We start from the raw sequence: 13,212 nt of genomic DNA on the forward strand, positions 1-13,212 counted from the left end.
GATAAGTGGTAATTTGGCGAGGCAAATCGAAGTTGACGAAAATTCTATTCTCAAATTTTCAAATTTTCAAATCAGTATGTCCTACTGCTCCTATATTCCTGCCATGACCGGTGAAAAGAAAGCACTGCATGGCAACTACCACGACAACTACTACGGGTTTCCCATACATGACGACAATGAACTATTTGGGCGGCTGATTATGGAGATCAACCAGGCCGGGCTCAGTTGGGAAACGATACTGAAAAAGGAAGCGACGTTCCGGAAGGCCTATCATCAATTCAATATTAAAAAAGTGGCCGCGTATACGGAAAAAGACCGCGAACGTTTGATGGCCGATGCCGGAATCATCCGGAACCGGCTTAAAATAAATGCAGCCATCGAAAATGCAAAGTCCATTCTGCAATTACAAAAGGAATACGGGTCTTTTGAAAAATGGCTCGACCACCATCATCCCAAAACAAAAGAAGAATGGGTGAAGCTTTTTAAAAAGACGTTTCGCTTCACCGGCGGCGAAATCGTGAATGAATTTCTGATGAGCACCGGTTATCTTCCGGGAGCACACGTGGAGAGTTGCCCGGTGTATAAGAAGGTGCTGAAGGCCCGGCCTGCGTGGAATTCAAAAGTCAAAAGTCAAAATTCAAAAGCGGGCAATAAGTGAATGCACTCCGGAACGGCATGAATACCTATTACCTGTAAGGTTGTTCACCGTACACCTTAAATCTTAAGCCTTCAGCTTTACTTACTACTTAAACCTGCTCCCTTACGCCTTGTCCACAAACGCAAACCCGTCTCCATCAAACAAGCCAAGATCACTGAGCTTGAGATGCGGGATCACCAGCAGCGCCATAAAAGATAAGGTCATAAAGGGCGAACCGAGGGTGCTGCCCAGGTCTTTCGAGGCTTTGTCGATCAGCGAATAGGCCTCGGCAACGCGGTAACCATCTTCCGCGCTCATCAATCCGCCTACGGGCAGGGCAACGATCTGGCTTTCGCCGGTTGACGGATCGTGCAGGCTCACACCACCTTTGCGTTCGATGACGAGATTGACCGCTTTGCAAATGCTTTCGTCGTCAACGCCTACTGCTACGATATTGTGGCTGTCATGTGCTACTGAGGAGGCAATGGCGCCGCGCTTCAAACCGATATTACGGATAAATGCTGTGGCAACAGGCGCCTGTTTGTAGCGGTTGACCACCACGATTTTCAGGATGTCATTATCAGGCTGACTCACCAGTTCGCCATTCTGCACACGTCCTTCCAAGAGTAATTTATTGGTGATGAGTTGTCCGTCGAGCGCTTCGATCACATGAATGTCTTTCGTGTCTGCCGGAGCCGCTGTGCGGAAATCTTCGGGTTTCCTGGGAGCGCAGTCAAATTGATTAACGAGTTCTTCGGGTTGCGCAGGAAGCGCGATATGCGTTTTGCCTTCACTGGCTACGAGTTGCCCATCGATATAAGTAGCGGTGATGTTAAAGTTTACAAGATCTTCCGCGATGATGAAGTCGGCAGGATCGCCTTCTTTCAGCAGACCGACGTTCATTTTATAATGCAGCACGGGATTGATACAGGCGGCCTGCAATACGTTGAACACATCGATGCCACGTGCAACGGCACGCGCGCACAATTGGTTGATATGCCCGAGTACAAGGCTGTCGGGATGTTTGTCGTCGCTGCAGAACATGATATGATCAGCGTGATCGTTGAGCAGTCCGGCCAGCGCGTCGAAGTTGCGGGCGGCGCTTCCTTCGCGGATCAGGATCTTCATGCCGTGTTGCAACTTGTCCAGGGCTTCTTCTTCGGTAAAACATTCGTGATCGGTGCTGATACCAGCTGCGATATAACGGCGCGCATCTTCTCCGCGCAAACCAGGTGCATGTCCGTCAACAGGTTTGCCGAGGCGTTGAGCGGCTGCGATCTTTTCCATTACTTCCGGATTCTGGTGCAAGACACCGGGGAAGTTCATCATTTCACTGAGATAGCGGATTTCAGAACGTTCCAGCAAACGCGTGACGTCTGCTGCGTCGAGTGTAGCTCCTGCCGTTTCAAAAACCGTAGCAGGCACACAACTCGGTGCGCCGAAATTGAATTTGAAGGGAACAGTGTTGCCATTGTCGATCATGAATTCCACGCCGGCCATTCCGCATACATTGGCAATCTCATGCGGATCACTAATGGTGGCAACGGTACCATGCACTACGGCCAGCCGCGCAAACTGCGACGGGATCAACATGGAACTTTCAATATGTACGTGGCTGTCGATAAATCCGGGTAACAGATAACCTTTTACGGCTGTATTATCAGGCAACGGTTGAATGCTGCTGATCTGTGTACCGGTCACCGTTACTTCGGCCGGATAAATGCGGCGGTTGGGAATATCGACGAGATTCGCTTTGACAGAGAAAGATGACATAAGCATGGAAATTGAACGGCAAATGTACTAGAGTTGAACGAGACCGCGCCTCACGGCTTCAAGCGCCATGCCCGTGCGGCTTTGTACACTCAATTTGCCGAAAAGCGATTCGCGGTAGCCATCGATGGTGCGTTCGGCCAGCGACATCTGCGCCGCAATTTGTTTATAGGTAAGGTCGGAGCAGGCAAGTTGCAAAAATTCTTTTTCCCGTGGTGTAAAACCGGGCTGTTCATTTTCCAGCAAACCATGTAATAAACGCCGGTAATTGACATTGGCCACATCGGCGTTGTAATAACCGGTCTGATGGATTTCTGTCAAAGCTCTTTCGAGTTCATCGGGATGAAGGTCTTTGAGCAGATAGGCGCAGGCACCGGCCCGCAGCATAGTGATTACAGAGGCGTCATCGCTTTTCATGGAAAGGGCAACAATGCGGGCAAGCGGGTACCGCTGGCTGATAAATACCGCGGTGGCAGCACCATCCAGATTAGGCATATCCACATCGAGTAAAACAATCGCCGGAGGTTCTGCGGCTGATTCGAGACGCTGCAATAGCTGTGCGCCATCTACAGCTTCCGCTACTACATAGAACTGTGGCAGGTGATCGATCAGCATGGAAACTGATTTAAGAAAAAGCTGATGATCGTCAGCGATGGCGATGGGAATTTTCATTGTCGGTTTTTTGAAGGGAAATGCTTGTATGAAAAGGAATATGAACAGTAACAGTAGTGCCGGTGCGGGGTGCGGACGTCCAGGTGATAGTGCCCTCCAGCAGCCGCGTGCGTTGCCTCAGGTGTAACAGGCCCACTCCGTTGCCTGAAGTGGCTTCCGGCTTGAAGCCGCTGCCATCGTCGGTTATTTCAATGGTAAGATGGTCGCCGGTGGAAAAAGTATTTATGGTGAGGTTGGATGCTTTGCCATGTTTCAGGCTGTTCTGGATAGCTTCCTGGATAATGCGGAATAAAAGTAATTGCCGTTCGTGGTGGAGCTGATCCAGGTCGGGAATGAGGTGGAGTTGAACGGCGGAGATTTTTCCTGATTCAAGGCGAGAGGCTTCTGACTGCAAATTTTCCCGCAGGCTGAAATTCGCCAGCCATGCGGAATTGAGCGAGCGGGAAAGCGCACGCAGATCGCTGAGTGCCTGTTGCAAACGGTCGTCGGCCTGGTGAAGAGAATCGGGTATGGTACCGAGCTGACGGTTGGCAACGCCGATCAGCATGCGGACGCTGCCTAATTTTTGTCCCACATTGTCGTGTAATTCCTGCGCGAGAAAAGTGCGCGTATGCTCCTGCACTTCCAATTGTGACTGCAGGAGTTGTTGACGAAAATCTGCTTCCAGGGCAGCCGTTTCCTGCTGAAATTTTTTCTTTCGCTGGTTAAATAAATTGATGAGAAGGAATAGGAAAAGACCTGCAATAAAAAGAGTGCAGGTTAAGATAATCACGCCGAGGATGATATCGTCTTTCGGAACTTGCATAGGAACGCATAAGTCCAGGCTGCGTATAAAATAAGGCTTGCTGCATTAAATATAATAAATCTGAGGAAGATGCCATAATTCCTGTTGATGAAGGTCAGCTGTTTGAAAAAAATGCTTGCCGTAGTAGTACAGAGATAAAAAAACAGTAGCCCGGTGAATATCCAGAACGGTGCGAGCCCTTTGATGACTACATATTCTTTTTGTTTCATTAATGAAAAGAAATAGATGCAACACCAGATGATGATCCAGGTGCCGCAGAACACATTTGTATAGAAAGCGTAAGCAGAAAATTTATAGTTGGTCAGTTCTATTGCAAAAAGAGCATGAAAGATGACAAGGCCGGTCCATTTCCAATATGTCGTATAAGCGGGTATCAGCTTTGTGAAAACAAAAATGGTAAAGATGAATTTGATGTAGAGGTAGATATTGTAGAGATCGTGGTTCGCCATTTTATTTTTACCCATCCAAAAGCCCGTGATCTCGGTAAGCAATGTATAAAGAATAAACACGCAGAACAATTGCCACCAGCCGGTGCGGGCGCGTAAAAGCCACCACACACCGGCCAGCAGGCAAACAAATTCAAAAACGATACTCGGAGGAAAAGGCATGGTTAAGCTTTTACGGCCAGAGGGCTCCTTCGTCGAATACGAAAGATGAGTCGGGGCTACTGGTATTCATTGTACCGGTAGCTCCGTCAGTCTTATAAAGCGACAACAGTGCGGTGTCTTTTTTTTCTTTTTTTAATTGAAAATAGTCAAGGGCAATTACACCCGTCCCTTTTTTGATAGGAACCAGCACGGGCATGAGGTAAACATTAAGGCATGGTTTTGTGCCAACCCGGCCAATGCCGAACACAAATCCAGCCTGCCATTGATAGCCTTTTGTTTCTGCTGCTCTATGCGTGGAAATGAAGGCCGGCAGTTTGTGAAGTATATACTCGTTCAATGTGCTGTCATGCACTACACCAAATTTTTTGTCGCGAAATACAAGTTTGAAAAGAGCGCCTCCTTTTCGATAAGCTTCAATTCCAATTTCAGCCTGGTCTAAAGGAATTACCCGGGAGAATATGGATTTATTTCTTTTAATTGTATCCACAGAAGGTAGCATCATTATCTCTGCTTCTGAGATGGTTTCTTCGTCTACTGGTGTTTTACCGGTATTGTTGTTACACGACTGCGTTATAATTATGGTAGTGAACAGCAATGACACAATAGTGAATATTCTTTTCATAAAACAGCGTTTTGGTGGTAAAGGGGGTTTCTTACACAAAATGTAAAAAAGATGCGACCTGCGCAACGGGAAATTTCCCGGTGCGGGAGAGAATGAGATAATAAAGTGAATGCCCTGGTTCGTGTATACACGAACCAGGGGGTTGGAGTTTGAGCGCTATGTCTTTAATCGGAAGGAGTGAAGGTCCTGTCATAAAATGCCCTGGTCCGTGTATACACGATCCAGGGGGCTGTTTACTTAAAACTTATTACTTACCACTTATTACTTCAACAGGTCCGGCCTTCTTCCCTCCGTGCGTTTCACCGCCTGCTCATAGCGCCAGTCATCGATCTTGCGGTGATCTCCACTCATGAGCACATCCGGTACTTTCCAGCCGCGGAAATCTTCGGGGCGCGTATACACGGGAGGAGCAAGGAGGTCATCCTGGAAAGAATCGAATAGGGCGGAAGTTTCGTCGTTGAGCACACCGGGCAATAAGCGTCCGATGGCATCTACCAACACGGCGGCGGCCAGCTCGCCGCCACTCAATACATAATCACCGATGGAAATTTCTTTGGTCACGAAATGTTCGCGAACGCGTTCGTCAATGCCTTTGTAATGTCCGCAGATCATCAGCAGGTTACCTTTCAGTGAAAGTGCATTCGCGGTTCGCTGGTCAAGTTTGTGCCCGTCGGGAGTGAGGTAAATAATCTCGTCGTATTGGACGGTGGCCGATAGTTCTTCGATCGCGCGGACAAGCGGTTCGCACATCATCACCATACCGGCGCCTCCGCCATATTGGTAGTCATCGACCATACCGTATTCGTTAACGGCCCATTTGCGCAGTTGGTGAACGTGTACTTCGAGATGCCCTTTCTCACGCGCTCTCTTCATGATGCTGTGGTCAAAGGGGCTTTGTAATAATTCCGGTAATACGGTGAGGATGTCGATGCGCATGCGGCAAAGATAACATTAAGCGGCATTTAGGGAGCGCTTACCACTACGGAAGAAGCGGCTTCATTGGCTCCGCGGTCCCGGGCCTGCACTTGTATGCGGTAACTGCGGCCGGCCTCGGGTACAAAGGATTCTGCCAGTTGATAAGATGTTCCGGCCGGATACCGGTGTATGTCGATCAGCAATGCGCCGGTATTGTTATCGGAAATATGAATATGCACCATGTAGATCTCGCGTTCATCTGTAATGGTGCCTGTAATGGCAGTGGTTTGTCCTGCAAGCAGTGTGGCGCCGTTCAGCGGAGCTGTCAGCGTGATAACAGGATCCGTGCGGTCGTCGTTATCGGTTCCGCCTTTATTGCAGCCGGCCAGCGGTGCAAACAGCATCAGGTATAGCGCAATTTTTTTAACCTTTGTCATAAAATTCATCAAGATCGCGGCGTTCTTTTTTAGTGGGCCGCCCGATTTTACTGGGACGCTTGCCGGTATGAAAGCTCGCCGCCTGGTAAGCAATGCGTTCGAGTTCGTCGGGTGGTGTGATGTCGGCGTAGTATTTTATTGCTTCTTCATGTTTCAGCCGGGTGTGCAACAGCGCTGTAACGCGTATACGCCAGCGTTTTACCTCTGTTTTTACTTCGTATTCATCTCCCACATTTACGGTACGTGCCGCTTTTACGGCGGTGTCGTTCAGTTTCACTTTTCCTGAATCACACGCGGTGGCCGCCGCCGACCGCGTTTTGAACAGCCGGATACTCCACAGGTATTTATCCAGCCGCAGTTTTTCAGTTTTACTATTATTGACCATGCGTTATCTTTAGTCTGATATGAGACGCAAATTAATCATTTCCCTGTTTTGCTGCTGCGTGTTTAACATAGCTGTAAATGCACAGGCACCCCCGGGTATCCGGCAGGTAGTCCGTGCTTTTTACGGTCATTACAATCTTTCGGCCTTCACGGTTCAGCAGGTACAGTTTCAGAAGAAAAAAGACGACTGGTATATCGTGACTATTGAATACAACGGCGATAAACTGAATTATAATACTCCTGTACTTTTTTATAGCGGAAAGCAAAAGAAATTCCTCGACCTGGAGATTGACCGGAATGGTGGCGAGCGCGCAGTCGACGTTTCGCAATATGTAGACGCTTATTCGCTGGCCAATTTTGATCTGCAGCCTTATTTCGGTTATCCCGGCTGGTACCTCGATGTGATCAGGGAACTGGGTTCAAAACCGTGGCTGGCAGATAACGATCTTTATGCACTCGGGCGGGCTTACAGCACCGCCTATACCGCACCCCTCACCAATACCGGCCGCGATGCCGCTCCCGGTGCTTATCGTGAACTTCCTTTGACCGACGCGCCACTGCAGGGTGAAAATCTTCGTGAGTTTAACCGCGACGCAGATAGCGCCATTGCCTGCTTCGGCCGCCTTGCCGCCCGCAATCCAACTTACCCAACCAGTGTCGGCGATATCCGGCTTAAATATGCCAATGAGTTGCTTTGCCGCTATCATTTGCTATTGACGTTTGCGCCTGCCGAGGCAGAACAAACTGTTTTGCCGGACGGGATATATGCAAACTCCCTGCTTGACAGCGCAAGACAATTACTAAACGAATGCCCGAAGAGTGCCGTTTTTCTTTCATTCGGCGATAATGATTTCTATCCGCTTTTATACCTTCAGAAAAAGGAAGGATTTCGCAGGGATGTGTATGTGGCTAATTACAACCTCATGGCGGTCGATCATTTTATTTACCGGTTAATGAAACCACAGTTCAATGCGGCGCCACTACCTGTCTCGCTCGACACAACGTTGTACCGTAGGGACGCGAATGAATATGTTTACCGGGCAACGGGTAATGATACCGTAACCATCGGTAGCGCCATTAATTTATTGAAACAGCCATTGCCGGATGGAGAGTCCGCACATACATTAAGTGCTGCTGCATTGAAGCTGCCGCTTAAACGCCCCCGGACTATTTCATTGTCAGGGATCAGTTACCTGCTGCGTAATCATATCGTTTTGCTGGACATCATTTCCAACCTGAGCAACCGCCCGCTTTGCATGAGCGGATATTTTACCGATGAACTGCAGCCTCTCAACAGTTGGTTTGACCGGAAAACCAACATCGGTATTTTTTATCCCTAAAAAATAAACCCCGCCTTACAGCGGGGTTCTTTATAAGCTCCAACAACTATTTTATTCCGCAAAGAATTTGTGGAAGTAAGGGATCGTTTCGATGCCCTTATAATAGTTTTCGATATTGTATTTTTCATTGGGCGAATGCAGGTTGTCGTTATCGAGACCAAAGCCCATGAAAATGATTTTAATGCCCAGCTCTTTTTCCAGGATGGAACAAATAGGAATGCTGCCGCCGCCACGAACCGGGATCGGCGCTTTACCGAATGTTGCTTCCACAGCTTTTGCCGCAGCCTGGTATCCTTTGCTGTCGATGGGTGTCATGTAAGGTTCTCCACCGTGATGCAGTTCCGCTTTTACTTCAACAGACGGCGGTGCAATGGATTTAAAATAATTCAACAGCTTTTCGGTGATTTTGTCAGACGATTGATTCGGCACGAGGCGCGCAGAAATCTTTGCGTATGCTTTTGAAGGCAGTACGGTTTTGGCTCCTTCGCCGGTATAACCACCCCAGATGCCGTTTACCTCCAGTGTCGGACGGATGCCGGTGCGTTCGTAAGTGGTATAACCGTTTTCACCCCACAGTTCTTTCACGCCGAGTTCATCTTTGTATTCCTGCTCATCATAGGGTGCTTTATTCAGCAGGTCGCGTTCTTCGGGTGTTGCCACTACCACATCGTCGTAAAAACCAGGAATGGTGATGTGATTGTTTTCGTCGTGGCAACTGGCGATCATTTTTGCAAGAATGGTGATCGGGTTGGCTACCGCTCCTCCGTAAGTGCCGCTGTGCAGGTCGCGGTTGGCACCGGTTACCTCAACCTGGATATAGCTCAGGCCGCGTACACCGGTATCGAGCGAAGGGTTTTCCATGCTCAGCATGGAACTGTCGCTGATAAGGATCACATCGGCTTTCAGCAGGTCTTTGTGATCGGCAACGAACTTCCCGAGGTTGGGAGAACCAACTTCTTCTTCGCCTTCGATCAGGAATTTGATATTCGTGGTGAGTGAATTGGTCTGGCTCATTACTTCCAGCGCTTTCACGTGCATGTAGAATTGTCCTTTGTCGTCGGCACTGCCGCGGGCAAATACTTTTCCGTCTTTGATCACCGGATCGAAAGGTCCGCTGTGCCACAGTTCCAGCGGCTCTGCGGGTTGCACATCATAGTGGCCATACACTAAAACGGTTGGTTTGGACGGGTCGATGATTTTCTCACCATACACAACAGGATGTCCGGCGGTGGCCATCACTTCTGCCTTATCGCAGCCGGCGTCGCGCAGGCTTTTGGCAACGGCATCGGCACAACGCTGCATGTCTTCTTTGTGTTCGCTTTTGGCACTGACAGAAGGGATGCGCAGCAGATCGATCATCTCGTTCAGAAAGCGCTCTTTATTTTTTTCCTGATACTCTTTCCAGGTTTGCATAACAAACAATTTGAAAGTGAAAAATTGAGTGACGAAGATAGTATTTTCAAAACCGGGTGCTGCGGATTATTCTGTAACCGCCACCTGTTTTTTTTCGACGGGTTCCGCTACGGGTACTTTCTTTTCGCGTGAAAGGTTCACCAGGATCACACCGGAAAGGATAATGGCTAAGGCAATCACCTGCTGCCAGGTGATCGTTTCGCCGATCAGCAACCAGCCGAGGAACACGGCCACAACCGGGTTTACATAGGCATAGGTGCCTACCAGCGATGGCGGTTTGATATTGAGCAGCCATACATAAGACATATAGCCGATCAGTGAACCGAAGGTGATCAGATAGCCCAGGGCCAGCCAGGCATTGGTAGAAACGTTGTGAACCGAAAAATGGTTGTGTTCGCCGATGATCAGGCTGGCAATAAGCGAGCAGGTGCCTGCGGCGGCCATCTGTATGGCGGCTTTCATGCCGGCCGTTGCGGCTACGGGTTTGTATTTGGAATAAAGCGATCCGACAGACCAGGCAATCGATCCGCCGGTCAATACGATCATGCTGATCACTTTCATCGAATTGCCCGAAAAGTCCAGCAGTTTGCGGTCGGCTACCAGCACGATCACACCGGCAAACCCGACGAGCAGGCCGGTCATGATCCAGCGATTGGAAAAATAAAAACTCCACTGACTTCTGTCCAGCAATACAAACCACAAAGGCACCGTAGCGACAATGATCGAGGCGATGCCGCTGGAAATGTATTGCTCCACCCAGGCCACCGAGCCGGTGCCCATGAACAGCATAAGAATGCCTGCTGCAGAGATTTTGCCGACAGATTGAAGATCGGGCGCTTTTTCACCGCGCAGGCGCGCATAGATAAATAATAATAACCCTGCGGTAATGAAACGGCCGCCTGCCATCAGGAAGGGCGGAATGTCTTTGATGGCAAAAAGAATGGCGATATAAGTTGAGCCCCAGATAAGATAAATAGCGGCAAAAGCAGCTACTATCGCGAGGGATGAAGGTTGTGTTGACTGACCGGGAGCAGACATGACTAAAGCGTTTTAGGAACGGGCAATAAATTGGTTTCTTTCATGGTTTCGAGCACGATGGTGGTTTTGGTTGACAAGAGACCGTTGATCTTGCTGAACTTATCGCGCATCAGTTGCGCCAGCGATTGCGGATCACGCGCGCGCACTTTCACGAGATAACAATCTTCCCCGGCGATATGATGCAGCTCGAGTACTTCCGGTATTTTGCTCAGTTGTTTTGATACGGAAATATTACCCGGCCCTTCACTGCTTTTTACAAAAATGAATGCCAGCAGGCGCAGGTCGAGCGAGGCGGCATTGATGCGGGTGGTGTAAGCCTGGATCACTCCTTTTTGCTCCAGTTTCTTGACACGTTCGAGCATGGCAGAGGGTGCCATTTTGAGCAAACGGGCAAGATCGGCGTTGGAAACGCGCGCATCAGACTGCATTTCAGCCAAAATGCGCAGATCTATTTCATCGAGAGATGACGACATAATCAGAATATTGTTCGGCTAATTTAAGAAAAAACAGAATATTATTCTGTTTGAATTTTATAAATACCGTGCAGCACGGATAGACGGGCATGCAGGCGGCTGTTATCTTGCAACCATGGCAATGAATTACCGCCGGTTGGCCCTGCCCACACACCCGATGTTTTTTCTGGTGCTCCAGGCCATCGTATTCCTGGTTGGCATCTTATTTCTGGGATGGCATGCAGATGCCATCGCGGTCGCTTATTTTTTTGAAACAGTGATCATCGGGCTGTTTCATATTGTAAAGATGTTGATCGTTTATTTTTCCGGCAATGCTCAGCGCGAGGCGCTTCGCAATGCCACTGCGGAACAGCAGAAACAGAACGGGTTTTTCATGATCCCTTTTTTCTGTATCCATTATTTCTTCTTTCTCTTTGTGCAGTCGGTATTCATGTTTATGTTCATTTCAAACGATACCGGCAATTCGTTCAATGTGATCGCCAATTATGCGGCAATGCTGCGGCGTGAAGATGTTCAGCAGGCGGTGTTGGTCAGTTGCTTTACACACGCCGCCATGACCATGCGTGATTTTATTTTACCAAAGCTGTATCACGAATACAGCCTGGCTGGCATGTTTTTTCAACCTTATGGCAGGGTGTTGTTGCAACAGATAGTGGTGATTCTTTCGGGATTCTTTTTTATGTTATTCAACGGAGCGCTGGTGCTGGCAATCCTGCTCATACTTTTCCGCACGGCGCTGGATGCATGGATGATAAAATGGGGAAGGGGAAATTTTGCCATGCTCTCGAAGGAAAGAAAGCCTTCGGACGGCGGATTTATTTAGTGTCCTTTGGCTTTTGTTTTACCGTGATGGCTTTTTTTACCAGCTTGCTGCCAAACCGGTCCTTGATATCATCCACGGCTTTGTAAAGGTTCAGCTTTTCCTGGCTGTTGTTGAACAGGTCCATTTGCATGGTAAAAGGAATAAGCTGGCTGAATCGTACACCGAGCAATCGCACCGGACGTCCTTTCTGGTAATGCTTCGCAAAAATATCTTTGGCCTTGGCGATCAGCCGGTCGTCGAGCGAAGAATAGTCGATCGCTTCCTGCCTGCTGGTGGTTTCAAAATCGGAATAGCGGATCTTAATGGTAATGCAGCCGGTAAGCTTTTCGTCCTGCCGGAGGTCATAGGCCGTTTTTTCCGTCAGGCGGACTATTTCACTGAAAAGAAAATCGGCGTTGGTCTGGTTGTCGTGAAAAGTGTTTTCATGCGACATGCTTTTTTGTTCCCAATCCGTTTCAATGGTGGTGCTGCCGATACCTTGTGATTTGCGCCACAGGCTTTCGCCCCATTTTCCAAAATATTTTTCCATCACTTCCTGCGAAGTGCGCGCCACATCGCCGAGTGTGTAGAGGCCGAAATTTTTCAGTTGTTGTTCGCCCTGCTTCCCCACGCCGTTTACTTTTTCGATTCCCATTGGCCAGAGAAAATCTTTTTCCCGTCCGTTGGGTACTTCGAGAAAGCCGTTGGGCTTGGCTTCGTTGGTCGCCATTTTGGCGATGAATTTGGCTGAAGCGAGCCCGCAGGAAATGGGCAACCCGGTTTCACGGATAATGGATTCGCGCAACTCGCGCGTATATTGGCTTACGCCGAAAAATTTGTCCATGCCGGTGAGATCGCAATAAAATTCGTCGATGGAAGCTTTTTCGAACAGTGGTACTTTGGAAGCGATGATTTCGGTAACGATGCGCGAGTATTTACTGTATTCGCTTCCCGATCCGCGGATAACGATGGCTTGCGGGCACAGGCGCATGGCGGTTTTCATCGGCATGGCGGAATGCACGCCGAATTTCCGGGCCTCATAACTGCAGGTAGACACCACGCCCCGTTCCGCAGATCCGCCGACAATCACAGGTTTTCCTTTCAGCGAAGGATCGAGCAGGATCTCCACCGACACGAAAAACGAGTCGAGGTCGAAATGAACGATATGGTGGGGGGAGATCATTTTACAAAGGTAAAATGATCTGATTTGACAATTTGAAAATTTGGTAATTTGATGAAGATCAAAGCTTTCAAATCTCAATCCGAAGCATCGGGAATCAAATTTTCAAATCATCA

The 13,212-nt window shown here is 48.8% G+C and carries 15 protein-coding genes; 3 read left to right on the forward strand and 12 right to left on the reverse strand.

The window, feature by feature from the left end; translation table 11 throughout:
- Positions 1 to 76: 76 nt before the first annotated feature.
- Complete coding sequence (locus H608_RS0109065) at positions 77 to 658, forward strand: DNA-3-methyladenine glycosylase I (protein ID WP_028787399.1); 582 nt, start codon at positions 77 to 79, stop codon at positions 656 to 658.
- A gap of 102 nt (positions 659 to 760) precedes the next feature.
- Here H608_RS0109065 and ade read toward each other — a convergent pair whose 3' ends face one another.
- The 8 genes from ade to H608_RS0109105 form a co-directional block, all read right to left on the reverse strand.
- Entirely contained in the window at positions 761 to 2,410 is a 1,650-nt protein-coding gene (ade, locus tag H608_RS0109070; protein ID WP_028787400.1) for an adenine deaminase, read from the reverse strand.
- A 27-nt stretch (positions 2,411 to 2,437) separates the two neighbouring features.
- Positions 2,438 to 3,079: a response regulator transcription factor gene (locus H608_RS0109075; RefSeq protein WP_028787401.1), complete on the reverse strand. Its 642-nt coding sequence runs from the start codon at positions 3,077 to 3,079 to the stop codon at positions 2,438 to 2,440.
- Entirely contained in the window at positions 3,054 to 3,884 is an 831-nt protein-coding gene (locus tag H608_RS0109080) for a sensor histidine kinase (RefSeq protein WP_028787402.1), read from the reverse strand. The genes H608_RS0109075 and H608_RS0109080 overlap by 26 nt, the downstream gene beginning before the upstream one ends.
- Entirely contained in the window at positions 3,848 to 4,492 is a 645-nt protein-coding gene (locus H608_RS0109085; protein WP_028787403.1) for a hypothetical protein, read from the reverse strand. The genes H608_RS0109080 and H608_RS0109085 overlap by 37 nt, the downstream gene beginning before the upstream one ends.
- A gap of 10 nt (positions 4,493 to 4,502) precedes the next feature.
- Positions 4,503 to 5,114 (reverse strand): hypothetical protein, encoded by a 612-nt coding sequence (locus H608_RS0109090; RefSeq protein WP_028787404.1) that lies wholly within the window; start codon positions 5,112 to 5,114, stop codon positions 4,503 to 4,505.
- A 261-nt stretch (positions 5,115 to 5,375) separates the two neighbouring features.
- Complete coding sequence (trmD, locus tag H608_RS0109095) at positions 5,376 to 6,050, reverse strand: tRNA (guanosine(37)-N1)-methyltransferase TrmD (protein WP_028787405.1); 675 nt, start codon at positions 6,048 to 6,050, stop codon at positions 5,376 to 5,378.
- Positions 6,051 to 6,076: 26 nt separating this feature from the next.
- Positions 6,077 to 6,466 carry an Ig-like domain-containing protein gene (locus H608_RS0109100; RefSeq protein ID WP_028787406.1) on the reverse strand — a complete coding sequence of 130 codons (390 nt, stop codon included), beginning with the start codon at positions 6,464 to 6,466 and terminating at the stop codon, positions 6,077 to 6,079.
- Positions 6,453 to 6,851: an RNA-binding S4 domain-containing protein gene (locus H608_RS0109105; protein ID WP_028787407.1), complete on the reverse strand. Its 399-nt coding sequence runs from the start codon at positions 6,849 to 6,851 to the stop codon at positions 6,453 to 6,455. The genes H608_RS0109100 and H608_RS0109105 overlap by 14 nt, the downstream gene beginning before the upstream one ends.
- 19 nt (positions 6,852 to 6,870) lie before the next feature.
- On the opposite strand from H608_RS0109105, the gene H608_RS0109110 reads away from it, so the two are divergent.
- On the forward strand, positions 6,871 to 8,190 hold the full coding sequence (locus tag H608_RS0109110) for a hypothetical protein (RefSeq protein WP_028787408.1): 1,320 nt from the start codon (positions 6,871 to 6,873) through the stop codon (positions 8,188 to 8,190).
- Positions 8,191 to 8,241: 51 nt separating this feature from the next.
- Here the strand turns inward: H608_RS0109110 and H608_RS0109115 are convergent, their stop codons facing one another.
- The 3 genes from H608_RS0109115 to H608_RS0109125 form a co-directional block, all read right to left on the reverse strand.
- A complete protein-coding gene (locus tag H608_RS0109115; RefSeq protein WP_028787409.1) occupies positions 8,242 to 9,603 on the reverse strand; it encodes a dipeptidase in 1,362 nt (453 codons plus the stop codon).
- Between the two features lie 66 nt (positions 9,604 to 9,669).
- Entirely contained in the window at positions 9,670 to 10,641 is a 972-nt protein-coding gene (locus H608_RS0109120) for an EamA family transporter (protein WP_028787410.1), read from the reverse strand.
- Positions 10,642 to 10,643: 2 nt separating this feature from the next.
- The gene (locus H608_RS0109125) at positions 10,644 to 11,114 is read right to left on the reverse strand and encodes an Lrp/AsnC family transcriptional regulator (RefSeq protein WP_028787411.1); all 471 of its coding nucleotides are present in this window, start codon (positions 11,112 to 11,114) and stop codon (positions 10,644 to 10,646) included.
- A gap of 115 nt (positions 11,115 to 11,229) precedes the next feature.
- On the opposite strand from H608_RS0109125, the gene H608_RS0109130 reads away from it, so the two are divergent.
- The gene (locus H608_RS0109130; protein ID WP_028787412.1) at positions 11,230 to 11,937 is read left to right on the forward strand and encodes a DUF6498-containing protein; all 708 of its coding nucleotides are present in this window, start codon (positions 11,230 to 11,232) and stop codon (positions 11,935 to 11,937) included.
- On the opposite strand, the gene dinB is transcribed toward H608_RS0109130, so the two are convergent.
- Positions 11,930 to 13,099: a DNA polymerase IV gene (gene dinB / locus H608_RS0109135; protein ID WP_028787413.1), complete on the reverse strand. Its 1,170-nt coding sequence runs from the start codon at positions 13,097 to 13,099 to the stop codon at positions 11,930 to 11,932. The genes H608_RS0109130 and dinB overlap by 8 nt on opposite strands.
- Positions 13,100 to 13,212 lie beyond the last annotated feature (113 nt).

Origin of the sequence: Terrimonas ferruginea DSM 30193, assembly GCF_000425585.1 — a bacterium.
GTDB classification, from domain to species: domain Bacteria; phylum Bacteroidota; class Bacteroidia; order Chitinophagales; family Chitinophagaceae; genus Terrimonas; species Terrimonas ferruginea.